The following is a 16,404-nucleotide window of genomic DNA, read 5'->3' as shown; positions in this document are numbered from 1 at the left end:
CCGCGGCGGTCAGTCCGCCGCTTCCCCTGTCGTGCCGGCGCTGCCGCGCCGGGTGCGAAAACGGAGTACGAGCCCGCCGGCCACCCCGGCGATCGCCAGAGCCAGCAGCCCGTACTCCGTCCACGCACCTAGTTGATCCGACAGCGTAGTCTGCGTCCGGAGCGGGACGCGCCCGACCAGGGAATCCGCCGTGAAAAGGCTCGTTGAGCTGGTCACCGTCCCGTCGGGCGCGACGATCGCGCTCACCCCGGAGACCGCCGACACCACGACCGCGCGGCCGTGTTCGACCGCCCGCAGCCGGGACATCGCCAGCTGCTGGTAGCTCATCTCGCTGCGGCCGTACCAGGCGTTGTTGGTCGGCACGACGAGCAGTTCGGCGCCGTCGCGCACGGCGTCGCGGGCCGGGTAGTCGAACGCCGCTTCGTAGCAGATGAACACGCCGGCCTTGGTGCCCGCGGCGGTCATGGTCTGGTTCGCGCCGTCGCCGGGGACCATGTCCACGGTTTCGGAGTCGAGGAACGGGGTGACGAGTTCGGCGACCTTGCGGGCCGGGACGTACTCGCCGAAGGGCACCAGCTGCTGTTTGGCGTATCGCGGCCCGGGCCCGGTGCGCGGGTCCCAGGCGATGACGGAGTTCTGCAGGTGCCCGTCCGGCAGCCGGTAGATGGCCCCGACCAGGGCCGGCACGCCGAAGTTCGCGATGAGCTGGTCGACCTGCGGGTCCGGGCCGGTGACGGTGGTGGCGCTCTCGGGCCACACCACCAGGTCGGGCTTGGGCACCTTGCCGGCCCGGATGCCGGCGAGCAGCCGTTCGCTCTCGGCGAGGGTGTTGCGGCGCAGCAGGGTCCGCTCCCCCTGCAGGGCGAGCCCGATGTCGGGGGCGTTGCCCTGGACGGTGGCGACGGTGCGCTCGCCGTCCTGCGCGCCGGTGCCGACGGCCGGCCACAGCGCGAGCCCGGCGACGACGGGCAGCAGCGTGCCGAGCGCGGCGAAGACGGCCGGCCGGGTGAGCTTGCGCACCTTTTCCAGCCGGACGGCGAGCGCGGCCAGGGCGAAGCCGGTGAGGACGACGGCCAGGCCGACCAGCGGGGCGCCGCCGATCGAGGCGAGCGGCAGGAACGCGCCTTCGGGCTGGCTGAACGCGACCCGGCCCCAGGGGAAGCCGCCGAACGGGAACCAGGCGCGGGGGGTCTCCAGGGCGATGAACACCAGCGCCGCCCACAGCGGCGCGGCGGGCAGGCGGGACACCAGGGTGATCAGGCCGCCCGCGAGGCCGTGGTAGAGCGCCAGCGCGAAGGACAGGCCCAGCCAGGGCCAGGGGCCGAAGTCGGGGCCGAGGAAGTCCAGCAGCCAGGTCAGCAGGGGCAGGAAGAACGCGAAGCCGAACGCGAAGCCGTAGCCGAAGCCGCTCCGGAACCGGCGTCCGCGCAGGACGAGCGCGAATCCGGCGAAGGCCAGCGGGGCGAGCCACCACAGCGGGCGTGGCGCGAAGCTGAGGTAGAAGGCGAAGCCGGACGCCAGCGCCGCGAGGGTGCGCAGCAGCCAGGCACGGGGGAACCGCCGCGTGCGGGCGGACTGCTGCGGGGCGCCCGGCTCGGGGTCGGCCACGGTGACTGCCACAACCGAGAACTCTAGGTGATGGTGTCCGGCCTGCGCCGACAGCGGTCCGGCGGTCAGCCCCAGGTGTCGTGGAGGACTTCCCCCGCGCGGACCGTGCGCAGGCAGCGCGGGAGGGCGGCGTCCGGTTCCAGTCTCGGCAGCGGTGGGACGCCGGCCCGCGGGTCGGTGGACCAGCGCTGGACGCGGCTGTCCGGGGTGGCCACGACCAGGTCGGTGGCGTCCCAGATCGCGTAGTGCGCCGGCGCGCCCGGGACGAGGCTGCCGGTGACGCCGTCGTTGACGCCCGCGGCGCGGTGTCCGGCGCGGGTGTGGGCGGTGAACGCCGCGCGCGGCGACAGGCCCGCGCCCGGCGTCCGGTGGTAGGCCGCGGCGCGGACGCTCGCCCACGGGTCCAGCGGGGTCACGGGCGCGTCGGAGCCGAAGGCGAGCAGGACGCCTTCGGCGGCCAGGGCCGAGAAGGGGTTGAGGCCGGCTGCGCGGTCCGCGCCGAGGCGGTCGGCGTACATGCCTTCGGGGCCGCCCCAGAGCGCGTCGAACAGGGGCTGGACCGAGGCGACCGCGCCCCAGCCGGCCAGCTGCCGGGCCTGCTCGGGGGTGACCATCTCCAGGTGTTCCAGCCGGTGGTGGCGGGCGGCCAGGGCGCGCTGCCCGACCTCCTTCTCGGCGAGGCGGAAGCCTTCGACCACCTCGGCGACCGCGGCGTCGCCGATGACGTGGAAGCCGGCCTGCAGCCCGGCTTCGGTGCAGGTGACGAGGTGCTCGGCGATGCGGGGAGCGTCGAGGTAGAGGGTCCCTTCACCCGGGTGGTCGGCGTAGGGCCGGGTCAGGGCGGCGGTGCGGGAGCCGAGGGCGCCGTCGACGAACAGGTCGCCGGCCAGGCCGCGGGCGCCCAGCGTCTTGGCGGTGTCGACGGCGCCGAGCTCGCCCCAGTAGCCGACGACCTCGGGTGTCCGCGGCCCGGCCAGGGCCAGAAGGGCGGCGAGGTCGTCGCGGCCGGAGATGTCGGGGCCGGCGCATTCGTGGACGCTGACGATGCCCTGCGCCGCGGCCTCGGCGAGGAACGCGCGCTGGGCGCGTTCGCGCTGCTCGGGGGTGATGGCGGCGCGCACGGCCGCGCGGACGGCGTGGTGGGCGGCGCGGGTGAGCGGGCCGTCGGGTGACCAGCCGTCGGCGCCGCGGGCGGCCGGGGCCAGCTCGACCAGGGCGGTGGAGACCAGCGCGGAGTGGACGTCGACGCGGCTGAGGTAGACGGGTGCGCCGCCGGCGGCGTCGTCGAGTTCGGTGCGGCCGGGCAGGCGCGGGTCGGTCCAGGTGGTCTCGTCCCAGCCGTGGGCGAGCAGGACCTGGCCGGGGGTGGCGGCGTCGCGGACGCGCGCGAGCAGCGTGGCGCGGTCGCGGACGCCGGTGAGGTCGAGGCCGGTCAGGTGCAGGCCGGTGGCGGTGGCGTGGACGTGGGCGTCGACGAACGCAGGGGCGACGAAGGCGCCTTCGAGGTCGATTTCTTCGGCGCCGGGGTGCAGGGCGCGGGCCGGGGCGTCCTGGCCGACCCAGACCACGGTGCCGCCGGTGACCGCCATCGCCGTGGCGTCGGGGCCGGCCGGGGTGTAGATGCGCCCGCCGAGCAGGAGCGTGGTGCTTTCGTCCGTCACGCCGTTGAGTCTGCCCCCTTCGTCCACGTGGGGGACAGCGACCCAGCAGGCAGGAAGATTTACTCCGTGAGAACGTTATGACAGGATATTTTAACGCGTTCCCGACGACTAGGAGTACAAGTGACTGCGATCCAGGAACCTGTGACGCCTGCCGCCGCCTTCGACCAGCCCTACGAGTACGCCCGCGCCGAGCTGGTGGAACCCGACTGGCGCCGTTTCCCCGGCTGGCACGCCGTGACCGAAGCCGAGTGGCGCGACGCGCAGTGGCAGCGGGTGCACTGCATCCGCAACGTCAAGCAGCTGCGCGCCCTGATGGGTGACCTGCTGGAGGAACGCTTCTACGACGACCTGCTCGCCGACCAGCGCGAGCTGGCGACGATGTCGATGCTGCTGCCCCCGCAGATGCTCAACACGATGGCCCCGACGGCCGGCACCGACCCGGCCAAGGTCACCGAGGCGTTCTACGCCGACCCGATCCGCCGCTACATGCTCCCGGTGAAGAGCGACCGGGACGCGACGTGGCCGAGCCACCCCCACTCCGAGCGCGACTCCCTGCACGAGGCCGAGATGTGGGTGGTGGAGGGCCTGACCCACCGCTACCCGACGAAGGTGCTGGCCGAGATGATCTCGACCTGCCCCCAGTACTGCGGCCACTGCACCCGCATGGACCTGGTCGGCAACTCGACGGAGACGGTCGAGAAGCACAAGCTGACCCTCAAACCGGTCGACCGCCAGGACGCGATGATCGCGTACCTGAAGAAGACCCCGGGCGTGCGCGACGTGGTGGTTTCCGGCGGCGACGTGGCCAACGTGCCGTGGCCGCAGCTGGAGTCGTTCCTGATGCGGTTGATGGACATCGACACCGTCCGCGACATCCGCCTGGCGACGAAGGCTCTGGCGGCGCTGCCGCAGCACTGGATCCAGCCGAAGGTGGTCGAGGGCCTCGAGCGCGTCGCGGTGACGGCCCAGCGCCGCGGGGTGAACCTGGCGATCCACACCCACGTCAACCACGCCCAGTCGGTGACGCCCCTGGTGGCCGAGGCCGCCCAGACGGCGTTGAACGTCGGGGTGCGGGACGTGCGCAACCAGGGCGTGCTGATGCGCGGGGTGAACGCGACGCCCGCGGCGTTGCTGGACCTTTGCTTTGCGCTGCAGGGGGAAGCGAACATCCTGCCGTACTACTTCTACATGTGCGACATGATCCCGAACGCCGAGCACTGGCGGGTTTCGGTGCACGAGGCCCAGGAGCTGCAGCACTCGATCATGGGGTACCTGCCGGGCTACGCGACGCCGCGGATCGTGTGCGACGTGCCCTACGTCGGGAAGCGGTGGGTGCACCAGCTGGCCGAGTACGACCGGGAGCTGGGGATCTCGTACTGGACCAAGAACTACCGGACGGGGATCGAGCTGGAGGACCCGGAGGCGCTGCAGCGGCGGTACCCGTACTACGACCCGATCTCGACGCTGCCGGAGGCCGGGCAGCAGTGGTGGGCCAAGCAGTCCGACTGACCGCACGGCGAAAGCACGGGTGCCGCGGGAAATCCGCGGCACCCGTGCTTTCGCGCTGCCTCGTTGCGGCCCCGACCGGATTCAGAACCCGGACGCGAGATACCGGTCGAACGCGACCGGCGGTGCGACGTCGACCGCCTTGTCCGCGCAGCCGTTCGCGCGGCTGAGCTGCCACTGCGTCAGGTAGAACACCACCTGCCCGGTGTCCTTGATCGCCCGGGCGATGCCGTCCGCGGCGGCCGGGTCGTCGTAGTACGCCTCGCCGATGATCCAGCCCTGGTGGTAGCCCTTGCCCGCCAGCTCGTCGTGGGCGTCGACGAACTGCTTGTACTCGTCGCCGTTCCAGTCGTCGCCGTAGAGGTGGACGTCGAACACGTTGGGGACGTCAGCGCCGTAGACGTCGGGGATCTGGCGGGCCCGGTCGGCGATCCAGACCGTCATCGAGAACCCGACCGTGTCGGACTTGCCGTGCGCCGCGGTGTAGTCGTGCCAGAGCCGCTTCGCGTAGTCGCGCAGCGTTGCCTGGCCGCTCATCGGCATGCCTTCGTTGAGCAGGTCCAGCTGGTAGGGCAGGCCGGCCGCGCGCACCACCGTGCGGACGTCCTCGACGATCGAGCGGTTCTCCTGGTACTGGGTCTCGTCCCACTGGGCCCAGCCGTGCGGGTCCGCCGCGCCGATCGGGAAGAAGCCGAGCTCGATCTCCTGGTAGCCGGTCGCCTTCACCGCCGCCAGCAGGTCGGCCAGGTTCTTGCGGTTCTGCGCCGAGAGGTGCCCGCCCGTCGAGTTCATCACCGTGCCCGAATCGGGGCCGTGCTGGTGGAACAGCGGGATCCGCAGGCGGCGCTGCCCCGCGGTGTACATCTGGCGCAGCTGGGCGCCGATCGTCGCCGGGGCCTTGTCGTAGCTGTTGACGACGCCGTAGGGCTCGCGGTCGCAGCCGCCGGGATCGTGGTCGATCTGGTAGAAGGCGTAGTTCGAGCCGCCGTGCCCGTCGAGGGCCTGCGCGGGGGCCGCCGTCAGCACCGAGCCCAGCAAAAGCACAGCGGACAGCACGAGTCCGGAACGCGTCATGGCGCCACCCTGGCGGCCGCCGCGGGTGGCCGCCAGGGTTTCGAACCTGCTCGAAAGGGTCAGCACAGCGGCCGGAACGGCAGGTCGGGCACGTAGTGACCCCACTGCTCGGCCGTCAGCGGCGGCCAGGACAGGGCGCAGATCCGGGCGGCGACGTCGTCGGCGCCGGTGGTCCACAGCCGCAGCGTGTGGTCCTCGCCGGTGGTGGCGAGCTCCCGGCTGTCCGGGCTGAACGCCACCGAGATCACCAGGCCGGCGTGCCCGGTCAGCACGGCCAGCGCCTGCGGCCGGGTCCGGTCGGAGACGTCCCACACGCGGGCCGTCGCGTCGAACGAGGAGGCCGCGAGCAGCCGGCCGTCCGGGCTGAAGGCCATCTGCGAGATCGCGCCGGCCGGGCCGGTCAGCTCGGCCACCTGCACCGGGTGCTCCGGGTCCCGGACGTCCAGCAGGTGCACCGTGTGGTCCTCCGACGCCGTGGCGAGCGTGGTGCCGTCCGGGCTGAACCCCACCGACGCCACGGCGTTGCTGTGATCGGTCAGCCGGATCAGGAAGCGCGGGCGGCGCGGATCCGACACGTCCCAGATCCGGCCCGAGTAGTCGTCGCTGCCGGTCGCCAGCAGCCGGCCGTCCGGGCTGAACGCCAGGCCGTCGACGGCGTTCGTGTGCCCGGTCAGGTCCGGCAGCCGGACCGGGTGCGCCGGATCGGCGATGTCCCAGAGGACGACGTCGTGGGCCAGCCCGCTCAGGGCGAGCAGCTTGCCGTCGGGCCGGAACCGGGCCGAGTAGACGGTCGCGGCCTCGCCGAGCGACGCGACCGCCCGCGGCCGGGCCGGATCCGAGACGTCCCAGAGGCGGGCGACCCGGTCCGCTCCGGCGACCACCAGCAGCGGCGCCTGCGGCGCATAGGCCAGCGCCCAGACCTTCCCCGGGCCGTCCGCGATCGTCCCGAGCTCGCGGTGGTCGGCCAGCGCACGCAGGTGCACCACGCCGTCGTCGGCACCGAAGGCCAGCTGCGGGCGGTGCGGGTCGAACACGGCCATCGCCGTGCCTCCGCGGTTGGCGAGGGTCGGCGGCGGCAGGTGCCACAGCCAGAGGCCGCCGAGGTCGTCGCCGGTGACGAGGGTGGCACCGTCCGGGGCGAACGCGGCGAACCGGGCCGGCGCCGGCTGGGACAGCGAGGTCAGCGTCGTGGCGTCCGCGGTGTTCCACAGCCGGACCGTCTGGTCGTCGCTCGCGGTCGCGACGGTCTGGCCGTCCGGGCTGAACGCGAGCCCCTGCACGGCGTTGGTGTGCCCGGTCAGCTGCCGCAGCAGCGCCGGGTGGTGCGGATCGGTGACGGCGAACAGGTCGACCGTGCGGTCGTCGCTGCCCACCGCGGCCGTGCTGCCGTCCGGGCTGAACGCCACGCTGCGGATGGTCGCCGTGTGCGTGTCGAACGCCGGTCCGGGCGCCCCGGTGACGTCCCACAGCCGGGCGGTGAAGTCGTCGCCGCCGATCAGCAGCTCGGCCGAGGCCGGTGAGAACGCCAGCGCCCGGACGGCCTTCCCGGTGGCCGGCCGGGATCCGGCGCGCACCGGCCGCGCGGGCTCGCGGATGTCCCACACGTCGACCCCGCCGTCCTCCCGCCCGGCCGCGAGCAGGGTGCCCGCGCGGTTCAGGGCCAGCGTCGTCGGCTGTGCCGGGCCCGGGACGGTGCCCAGGAGCGCGGGCCGGTCCGCGTCGGCGGTCGAGAAGAGCCGGGTGGCCTTGTCCTCGTCGGCGGTCGCGAGCAGGCCACGGCCGGCCGCCACGGCGAGCGCCGTCACCGACTCCGCCCCGCCGCGCAGCACCGCGTGCGGGACCGGCTCACCCGAACCGGACAGCGCGAAGAACCGCGTCGTGCCGTCCAGCCCGCAGGTGACGAAACCGGGGCCGCCGGTGAACGCGATGCCGGTGATGCTGCCCGGGTGCGGCTTGAAGCGGGTGACCGAGGTCGACCCGGACGCGCTCAGCAGGCTCCCGCGGGCCTGCGGGGTGTCGGCGACGCGGTAGGCGGCGAGGCTCAGCTGGGTGGCCAGTTCCGGGTCGGTCAGCCGCAGCTGGTTGGCCTCCGACGCCAGTTCGCGCGACACGGCGATGTCACGCTGGGTGTCGGCGGCCCGGCTCTGGATCACCGCGACCGTCGCGGCGACCGCCACCAGCACGCTGAGCAGCGCCAGGCCGGTGACCAGGGACCGCAGCCGGCGGGTCTGGCGCCGTTCGCGCCGCGCCTCGGCGTCGGCCGCCTCCCGGCTCGCGGTCAGGAAGCCGCGCTCGGCCGGGCTGAGCCGGTCGTCGTGGTCGGCGGCCCAGTCCGCCGCCAGGGCCAGCCGGGGACCGCGGTAGAGCAGGCTGGCGTGCTGCTGCTCGGCTTCCCAGGTTTCGGTGGCTTCGCTGAGCCGGTGCTGCACCCGCAGCCCCTCGCGGTCGGCGGCGATCCACTCGCGCAGCCGCGGCCAGGCGTGCAGCAGGGCCTCGTGGGTGATGCGGACGACGTCCGCGTCGACGGTCAGCAGCCGCGCGGCGGTCAGTTCCTGCAACGCCGTTCTCGCCTGGCCGGGCAGCTGGCGCAGCAGCTGCTCCCGGCGCACCGGACGGCGGGTGTCCTGCTCGTGCACCCCCACCCGCACCAGGCGCAGCAGCAGCCGCCGGGCCGCGTCCCGCTCCGCCGGATCCAGCGAGCCGAACGCCTCCTCGGCCGTCGAGGTGACCGCACCGGCGATGCCGCCGGCCCGCCGGTACCCGGCCACGGTCAGCGTCGGCCCTTCGCGCTCCTGCCAGGTCGCGAGCAACGCGTGCGACAGCAACGGCAGGGCGCCCGCCGCGCTGTCGCCGACGTCGGCGAGCAGCACGTCGACGAGCCCGGGCTCGAGGGTCAGGCCGGCCGCGTCCGCCGGGCCGGCGATCGCCGCCGCCAGCTGCGCCGGGGTCATCGGGCCGACGGTCACCTGGTGGTGCCGCAGGGCCGCGACCAGCTCGGGGTAGGCCAGGCAGCGGTCGTAGAAGTCGGCGCGGAGGCTGAGCACGACCAGGCCCTCGCCGCTCGCCGCCAGGCCGGCGAGGGCCTCGACGAACCGCCGTCGCGCGAGTTCGTCCTCGCACAGGGTGAACAGCTCTTCGAACTGGTCGACGATCAGCACGCGGGGGCCGTCCGCCGGCGCCGACCGGCGCCACTCGGCCATCGGGTCCGCCGTCGGCGTGATCGTCACGGCCGGCCACCCGGCCATCCCGGGCAGGCCGCCCGCGGCCAGCGCCGGCTGGAGCCCGGCGCGGACCAGTGACGATTTCCCCACCCCCGACGGCCCGACCACCACGACCGGCCGCCGGTCCGTCCGGGCCGCGCGCGCGGCGTCGAGCAGGTCGGCCGTCGTCTCTTCGCGGCCGAAGAACCACTGCGCGTCGGCCGCGCCGTAGGGCTCGAGCCCCCGGTACGGGCAGACCGGCCGGTGCTCGGCGGCGACCAGCTCGACCAGCCGGCCGTCGGCCGCGAGCGCCTCGTCGAGCCGCGCCGCCAGCTCCACCGACGCGCGCTTGGCGCCGGTCTCGAGCTTGCTGAGGTAGCCCTTGCTGTAGTGCGTCCGCTCGGACAGGCCCGCGAGCGAGGTACCCCGCTCGGTCCTGAGCCGCCGGAGCTCCGCTCCGAACGACGGAGCTGCGTCCATGCCTTTTCCCTGGTCGGACGAGGTTTCCCGACGGCGCCGGCGAAGAGGCAACAGCCGGGCTCTTCTCCGCCGGTCCCGTGGCCGTCCATGATCGAACGCGCCGCCGCCCAGGCTATCGGACCACTCCTCCCGCCCACCGTCCCCCGGAAAGGGGCCCCTTGCCATGCCGTTGCGCATCCGCTTCTCCGCGGCGGACCTGACCCGGCTCACCTTCGCCACCCGGCCCGACCCGCTGTGGGAGCTCCTGCTCAGCCTGCACGCCCTGCAGACCCGCGCCACCGACCCCCGCCTGGACCGCTGGCGGGCCGGCGTCACCCTCGACAGCGCGACGCGGTCCCTGCTGCGCCTGGCCCCGCCGCGCGGCTACTCCCCCGACTTCCTCACCCCCGGCGAAGCGTCGACCGGCCTCGCGGACGGGCTCGACGCGGTGCTGCGCACCCCGGCGCGGCGGATCGCGGCGGAGCTGGCGCTGCTCACCCACCGCCCGGCGCCGCCGCCGTGGGGCGCCCGGCTGGCCTCCGGCGACCGGCACGAACTGGCCGGCCTCGGGCGCGGCCTGGCCGAGTACCACCGGCGCACGCTGCACCCGCACTGGGCCCGGATCGAGAAGGTCGTCGACGACGAGCTGACCGCCCGCACCCGCGTCCTGGCCGCCCGGGGCGCCGACGCGATGCTGAACTCGCTGCACCCCGCGCTCACCTGGCGTGAGCAGGTCCTCGAGGTCGGCGGCGACCACGTCACCGGGGAACTGGAGCTCGGCGGCCGGGGCCTGCGGCTCGTGCCGGCCTACTTCTGCCGGCAGGCCCCGACGCTGCTGGCCGATCCCGGCCTGCCGCCCGTCCTCGTATACCCGGCCGAAGCCCGGCCCGGGACCACCGCGGCCGCCCCGGCGCCGGGCGGCTCCGCCGCGCTGGCGAACCTGCTGGGCGCCACCCGCGCCACGGCCCTGGGCGTGCTCGCCGACGGCTGCACGACGACCGAACTCGGGCACCGGGTCGGCATCACCACCTCGGCGGCGAGCTACCACGCGGCCATCCTCCGGTCGTCCGGGCTGGTCACCACCGAGCGGACCGGCACGGCGGTCGTCCACCGGCTGACGGTGCTCGGCGCCGACCTCCTCGGCGGCCGCGACGCCCGCGTGTGACCACCCCGGCCGGACCGAGCGTGGGGCCCCTCCCCCCAGTACCGGGGCCCCACGCTCCCGGCGCCCGGCCGAACCCGGCCGGCGCGCGCGGTGTCCGTCCCGGACCCTCCCCGGTCGCTCCCCGATCCTGCGGGAGGCGGCCACCCCGTCACAAGCCTTTCGAACCTGATCAAAACGACCTCCGCTGGCGGTGGGGCCGGCCCCCTGACACGGCCCCCCGCAGACACGGCCCTACGCCCCCGCGAGAGCGGCGCGCAGCGGGGTGGACCACTTCTGCGCCGGGCTGCCGTTGGGGGTCCAGACCTGGACCGTGCACCAGGGGTTTCTCGTGCTGCGGCGCGGCCGGGCGCACCTGCACGGGCAGCACCGCCGTCGCGTCCGGGACCGCGCCCGGCGGGCGGGGCTGGTCACGCCGGTCCAGCGGACCACTACGGCCCGCGGGACAGACGGGAGAACAGGTACTCGCCGCGCGGCGGCGTCAACAAGCCTTTCCAGCCAGCTCGAACAGCCCGCGTACGACAGCGAGGGGGTGCCCGCGAAGCCGCGGGCACCCCCTCCACCAGTACTGACGCCGAGCCGGAGCCGGTCAGCCGCTGGTGCCGGGTGGGCGGGCGCACGCGGCCAGCACCGTCCCGCCCATCTTCATCCGGATCTGGGTCGCCGTGGCCTCGCCGAACAGCTGCCCGGTCGGGACCAGCGGCGGCGGGCCGGCGCACAGGAGCGCGCCGTTGTCACCGCGGTAGATGCCGAGCCCCGCCACCGTCGTGCCGGTCGGCGCGAAGACGAAGAACGCGTCGCCGGTTCCCACGCTGAACTGGACGCCCGGTGAGCTCACCGCCGCCGACGTGGCCAGGACCGACAGGATCGGCCGCTCGGTGGGGGGCGTGGTGGTGAAGTCCACCAGCGACACCGAACGGGTGCCGCCGCCGGTCGGGGTTTCCAGGATCAGCACGTGGTTGCGGGTGCCGATGAACATGTACCTCGACACGCCCAGGGTCTGGTGGAACACCGTCCCCGTCGGGCCGGCGGCGACCACTCCGGCGGCGGTCCTGGTCACCGTCCGGTCGCCCATCGTCGTGCTCGGCGCGGACGACCAGGCGAGCGCCGCGCTGTTGTTGAACAGGCCGTTGGAGATGGTGATCGGGTCCGCGGCCAGCGCCGGCGCCCCGGCCGTCCCCAGCGCCGTCAGGACGGCGCACACCACCATCGCCGCGCGGCGGGCCCGGCTCACTGGTGCGCCCAGGTGACCGCGAAGTTCTGGCCGTTCGTGCTGGTGTCGCCGGTCGTGGCGTAGGTGGTGGTCGTGTCCTGCTCCTGGATCTTGGTCCGCTGCCAGGTCGAGCTCGCCGTCATCGACCCGCTGTGGCCGGCGTTGTCGCTGCCGACCGAGTTGTTCATCAGCGCCCGGCCGTAGTTCGCGAGCGGGAAGAAGTCCCCGGACCCGAACCGGCCCACGTCCTCGACGACCCAGTCGGCGCTGCTGCGCGAACAGGTCAGGTTGGCCGCGCACGTCTGGTTGGTGGTGAAGCTCGTGTGCTGGGTGGCGTCGGCGACGGTGATCGTGTACTGCGCGGTGGCCGCGTTGTAGGTGACGTCCGCGCTCACGGAGTCGCCGGCGTTGATGGTCAGCACCGGCTGGATCGCGTTGGTCGGGAACATCTCCCACCACAGCTGGTAGACCGGGGTCCCGTTGACGCAGCGGGCCGAGCTGCCGCCCTGCTCGACCGTGCCGTTGGTCCACCCGTCGAAGCCGACCCAGAACACCGCCCAGGCGTCCGAAGCCGGACAGGTGACCGGCCGCTGCGTCCACGAACCGTGCACGTGGGTGAACGTGGCGGCGGGCGTGGACAACGACGTGATGGCGTAGCCGGCCCAGTTCCGCGAGGTCGCGTTCACCAGCGGACCGGCGACCGCGGGCGAGAACCCGGTGTGCCGGGCCGCGCCGGCGTACCCCAGGGGTGCGCTCGCGGCGCCCGCGGGCGCCGTCACCCCCGCGCCGAACACGGCCGCCACCGCCGCCAGGGCGGCCAGCGGCAGGATCCGTCGAAGTTTCATGGAGCCCCCTTGCCTTCGAAGATCGGCACCGGCATCGGCAGCCGGGCCCGCGCCGACTCTGCCAACCGGTGCTGAAACGGCACTGACGCGGCGCTGAAAACCGGTGGTCAGCAGGCCAGCAGGCGGACGGCGTGCGCGGGCTCGTCGAGCGCCGGGTCCTGCCGCAGGATCGCCATTTCCAGGTCGCGCAGCCGCTGGTTGGGGTCGATGCCCAGGTGGTCGGCCAGGGTCGCGCGCAGCCGGCGGTACACCGACAGCGCGTCCGCCTGCCGGCCGACGCGGTACAGCGCGAACATCAGCTGCGCGTGCACCTGCTCGTCGAACGGGCGGGCGAGCGCGAGCCGCTCCAGGTCCGGTTCGAGCTGGGCGTGCTCACCGAGGGCCAGCCTGGCCCGGATCAGCGCGAGCTGTGCCCGCGTGCGCAACCGCTCCAGACCGGCGGCCTGCTCGTCCAGCCACGCCACCCCGCCGACGTCGACCAGCGACCGGTCCCGCCACAGGGCCAGGGCGGCGCGCAGCGCCGTGGCACTGCGCGCCGGGTCGCCGGCCGTTTCGCCGCGCTCGAGCAGGCGCCGCGCCTCGGTCACGTCCGTCGTGCCGTGACCAAGCAGGTAGCCGGGTGGCCGGGCGATGATCGCGGTCCGGTCGCCGAGCATGCGCCGGAGGGCGGACATGTGGCTCTGCAGGGTGTTCAGCGACACCCCGGCCGCCTTGTCGCCCCACGCCGCTTCGATGAGCCGGCCGGTGCCGACTATCCCTTCGCCGTGCAGGGCGAGCACCGCGAGGACGGCCTTTCGCCGCAGTCCCGAGATCGGTACTGGATCACCGCCGACGACGGCGTCGACCGGGCCGAGCAGTCTGACACGCACAGGGCCTCCCGTCCGTCACGGGGACTGGACGGCCCCCGTGTCGGACATTCCCATGATGCGTCGACAATCCGTCGACAGTCAGCGGTTGTCGAGGGTCAACGCCGTGCAGCGGACTCCCCCGCCGCCCTTGCGCAGCTGGGTCGTGTCCAGCTCGACCACCGTCAGGCCCCGCTCGCGCAGCCGCCCGGCCAGCTCCGGCGCGCCCGCGGTCATCGTCACCGTCGTCCCGTCGCTGACCAGGTTGAGCGCGAAGGCGGTCGCCTCCCGCTCGCCCACCTCGATCAGCTCGAGGCCCAGCCCGCGCAGGCGCGCCCGGCTCGGCGCGTCCAAGGCGTCCGGGTAGTACGCCAGCAGCGCCGGGCCGAGCACCGCGACCACCAGGTCGAGGTCGTACCAGCGGGGGCCGGTCGTGCGCAGCGGCACGATCCCGTAGCCCAGGAACTCCGCCACGACGTCGTGCGCGCGGGGGTCCGTTCGCTGGCCGTAGCCCGCCAGCAGCAGGTCACCGCAGGCCAAGGCGTCGCCCTGGCCGCTGAAGGGGTACGGGCTCTCGATCACCTCGAAGCCGTTGTCGGCGAACCACTCGTGGTGGTACGGCGTCTCCGCGCGACGCTCCGGCGGCAGGTTCGCCAGCACCGCGCGGCGGCCGCGGACCACCGCCGCGTTGGCCGTGTACACCATGTCCGGGCACTCCGGGGCCGAGGCGAGCAGCTCCACCTTGCGGCCCGCGGCCAGGTGGGCCGCCACCAGGGCGTCGTGCTCGGCCGCCGCGGCCGCGGGGTCCGGCTGGACCGCGGTGTCCATGTACGGGTTGATCACGTAGTCGACGCGGAAGTACCTGGCGTCGGACATCAGCAGAACCGTGTTCACGCCTGTCCTCCTGTGCGAGGTGGTCAGAAGCTGACCGGCACCCGCAGGTCGTGGCCCGCGGGGTCGAGGGTGAAGTGCTCGGAAACCGTGGCGCGGTAGAGCCGGTACACCGCGTCGCCTTCGACGTCTTCGCGGTCCAGCGGCGGCACCCCGCGCGAAGCCGACGGGCCGTTGTACACCTCGATGCCCGTCGTCAGGTCCGCGCCCGACAGCTCCTCGCCGACGGCCTTCAGGAACACCGCGCGGCCCTGGTACACCGGCACCCGGGAATCGAAGATCACGATGCTCATCCCCGACCGCGTCGCCAGGTTGCGCGAGTGCGCGGTGTCGGTCTTCGACGCCCAGTAGAACTCGCCGTAGGTACCCGACGCGACGTAGTACACCGGCGACACCCACGGCGTGCCCGACTCGTCGGCCGTGCCCAGCGTCATGTACAGGTTGGTGTCGACGACTTCCTTCGCGACAGCGGTCAGTTCGGCAGTGCGGTCCACGAGGTCCCTTCCGTTCGCCGTCACGCGGCGGCTTTCACGTCGGCCGGCGGCCCGGCCGGCTCCGCCCCGCGCTGCCCGCGCACCGACCAGCGGCCGGTGAACAGCAGGCCGGCGCCGGCGACGACGAACAGCGCGCCGAGCAGGAGCCACCCGGCCACGCCCCAGCCGCTGAGCAACGCGGTCAGCAGGCCGGGCGCGAGCATCATGGCAGTCCCCTCGCCCAGCCCGTACATGCCCTGGTACTCGCCGTGGGCGTCTTCCTTCGTCATCCCGACCGACAGGCCGTACCCGCTGCCGAGCACGAACAGCTCGCCGACCGTGTGCACCGCGGCGCCCGCGAACAGCAGCGCGATCACCACGAACCCGGTCCCGCCGTCCGTCGTCGCGTACACCACGCACGACAACGCGAGCACCACGCCGGAGACCACCGCGAGGCGGCTCGCGCTCGGCACCGTCGCCGCCGCCTGGGTGAACCGGTTGAGCAGCAGCACGATCACGATGCCGTTGAACACCATCAGCGCGCCCATCGTCCACGGCGGCGCGTGCGTGTGCGTGGTCAGCCACACCGGCAACCCCGAGTCGTAGACGCCCCAGTTCAGCGCCAGCACCCCGCTCAACGCCGTCAGGACGAGGAAGGGCCGGTCGCGCAGCACCAGGACCTTGCGCGTGACCCGCCGTTCGCGCAGCGACTCCACGTGCGGGACCCGCAGCAACAGCAGCGCGAACGCCAGGTTCGTCCCGCCGCACAGCAGCACCATCGCGATGTAGGCGGGCTGGGTGTCGAAGAACAGGATGACCCCGCCGATCAGGGACCCGACGACCGCGCCCGACTCCTTCATCACGTGGGTGTTCGACAGCGCCTTCATCCGCTCCGGCCCGGACGTCAGGCCCGAGATGACGGCGATCCGGATGCCCGGCGCCGCGCGCTCGACCATCACCACCACGCACGTCACCAGCATGACCGCCCAGAAGCCGTCGACGAGGGCCAGCGAGATGATCGCCAGGCCCCGCACCAGCGTCAGGCCGAACAGCACCTCGCGCGGGCCGACCCGGTCGGCGAGGTAGCCGAAGGGCATCCCGGCCACCATGCCCACGACGCCGGCCGCGGTGATGCCGAACCCGAACTGGGCCGGCGAGAGCCCGATCGAGCGCAGGTAGAACATCGCCCAGCACGCGTACCAGGCGCCCTTGCCGACCGAAAGCACCAGGGTCGCGACGTAGATCGGCCCGATCGGCGCCCGCCAGAAGTCCGGCCGGGCCCAGCCGGGCCGTCGCCGCCACCGGACCTTCTGCTCCTCGAGCGCGTCCACGTCCACCCCTTCTCGCGCGTGCGGTCCTGCCAGCCTCGTGCCGCCACGGGTCCTTGGTCATCTCCGGTCGTGCTGGGTCCGGCATCCGGGACGGACTCCCGGTCCGCACTCCGGAAGAGGACCTCCACGACGGCCG

At 73.8% G+C, this 16,404-nt stretch carries 12 protein-coding genes; 2 read left to right on the top strand and 10 right to left on the bottom strand.

Annotated features, from left to right (window positions below):
* Positions 1-9: 9 nt before the first annotated feature.
* Positions 10-1,620 (bottom strand): apolipoprotein N-acyltransferase, encoded by a 1,611-nt coding sequence (lnt, locus tag ABZW17_RS22345; protein ID WP_354817183.1) that lies wholly within the window; start codon positions 1,618-1,620, stop codon positions 10-12.
* A 53-nt stretch (positions 1,621-1,673) separates the two neighbouring features.
* Complete coding sequence (locus ABZW17_RS22340; RefSeq protein ID WP_354817180.1) at positions 1,674-3,269, bottom strand: amidohydrolase; 1,596 nt, start codon at positions 3,267-3,269, stop codon at positions 1,674-1,676.
* Positions 3,270-3,389: 120 nt separating this feature from the next.
* On the opposite strand from ABZW17_RS22340, the gene ABZW17_RS22335 reads away from it, so the two are divergent.
* On the top strand, positions 3,390-4,778 hold the full coding sequence (locus ABZW17_RS22335; protein ID WP_354817177.1) for a lysine 2,3-aminomutase: 1,389 nt from the start codon (positions 3,390-3,392) through the stop codon (positions 4,776-4,778).
* 81 nt (positions 4,779-4,859) lie between these two features.
* Here ABZW17_RS22335 and ABZW17_RS22330 read toward each other — a convergent pair whose 3' ends face one another.
* Positions 4,860-5,849 carry a hypothetical protein gene (locus ABZW17_RS22330; RefSeq protein ID WP_354817174.1) on the bottom strand — a complete coding sequence of 330 codons (990 nt, stop codon included), beginning with the start codon at positions 5,847-5,849 and terminating at the stop codon, positions 4,860-4,862.
* 59 nt (positions 5,850-5,908) lie between these two features.
* On the bottom strand, positions 5,909-9,529 hold the full coding sequence (locus tag ABZW17_RS22325; RefSeq protein ID WP_354817171.1) for a helix-turn-helix domain-containing protein: 3,621 nt from the start codon (positions 9,527-9,529) through the stop codon (positions 5,909-5,911).
* Between the two features lie 163 nt (positions 9,530-9,692).
* Here ABZW17_RS22325 and ABZW17_RS22320 point away from each other — a divergent pair, with 163 nt between their 5' ends.
* On the top strand, positions 9,693-10,673 hold the full coding sequence (locus ABZW17_RS22320) for a DUF5937 family protein (protein WP_354817168.1): 981 nt from the start codon (positions 9,693-9,695) through the stop codon (positions 10,671-10,673).
* Positions 10,674-11,259: 586 nt separating this feature from the next.
* Here the strand turns inward: ABZW17_RS22320 and ABZW17_RS22315 are convergent.
* From ABZW17_RS22315 to ABZW17_RS22290, 6 genes are all read right to left on the bottom strand, one after another.
* Positions 11,260-11,904, bottom strand: coding sequence for a hypothetical protein (locus ABZW17_RS22315; RefSeq protein WP_354817165.1), 645 nt, complete (start codon positions 11,902-11,904; stop codon positions 11,260-11,262).
* On the bottom strand, positions 11,901-12,728 hold the full coding sequence (locus ABZW17_RS22310) for a G1 family glutamic endopeptidase (RefSeq protein ID WP_354817162.1): 828 nt from the start codon (positions 12,726-12,728) through the stop codon (positions 11,901-11,903). The genes ABZW17_RS22315 and ABZW17_RS22310 overlap by 4 nt, the downstream gene beginning before the upstream one ends.
* Positions 12,729-12,835: 107 nt before the next feature.
* A complete protein-coding gene (locus tag ABZW17_RS22305; RefSeq protein ID WP_354817159.1) occupies positions 12,836-13,597 on the bottom strand; it encodes a BTAD domain-containing putative transcriptional regulator in 762 nt (253 codons plus the stop codon).
* A gap of 78 nt (positions 13,598-13,675) precedes the next feature.
* On the bottom strand, positions 13,676-14,449 hold the full coding sequence (locus ABZW17_RS22300) for an arginine deiminase-related protein (RefSeq protein WP_354817156.1): 774 nt from the start codon (positions 14,447-14,449) through the stop codon (positions 13,676-13,678).
* A gap of 41 nt (positions 14,450-14,490) precedes the next feature.
* On the bottom strand, positions 14,491-14,958 hold the full coding sequence (locus ABZW17_RS22295) for a pyridoxamine 5'-phosphate oxidase family protein (RefSeq protein ID WP_354817153.1): 468 nt from the start codon (positions 14,956-14,958) through the stop codon (positions 14,491-14,493).
* A gap of 20 nt (positions 14,959-14,978) precedes the next feature.
* Positions 14,979-16,268, bottom strand: a complete 1,290-nt coding sequence (locus tag ABZW17_RS22290; RefSeq protein ID WP_354817150.1) for an MFS transporter — start codon at positions 16,266-16,268, stop codon at positions 14,979-14,981.
* Between the last annotated feature and the right edge of the window lie 136 nt (positions 16,269-16,404).

Origin of the sequence: Amycolatopsis sp. NPDC004625 (genome assembly GCF_040609695.1) — a bacterium.
Classification (GTDB): Bacteria; Actinomycetota; Actinomycetes; order Mycobacteriales; family Pseudonocardiaceae; genus Amycolatopsis.
The sequence above is the reverse complement of the archived record's forward strand: the minus strand, read 5'-3'. Positions and strand labels throughout refer to the sequence as shown.

Excerpts from the sequence above, each read along its gene's own strand:
- ABZW17_RS22330 (WP_354817174.1), bottom strand. The coding sequence starts at position 5,849 with ATGACGCGTTCCGGACTCGTGCTGTCCGCTGTGCTTTTGCTGGGCTCG.
- ABZW17_RS22325 (WP_354817171.1), bottom strand. The coding sequence starts at position 9,529 with ATGGACGCAGCTCCGTCGTTCGGAGCGGAGCTCCGGCGGCTCAGGACC.
- ABZW17_RS22320 (WP_354817168.1), top strand. The coding sequence starts at position 9,693 with ATGCCGTTGCGCATCCGCTTCTCCGCGGCGGACCTGACCCGGCTCACC.
- ABZW17_RS22310 (WP_354817162.1), bottom strand. The coding sequence starts at position 12,728 with ATGAAACTTCGACGGATCCTGCCGCTGGCCGCCCTGGCGGCGGTGGCG.
- ABZW17_RS22300 (WP_354817156.1), bottom strand. The coding sequence starts at position 14,449 with ATGTCCGACGCCAGGTACTTCCGCGTCGACTACGTGATCAACCCGTAC.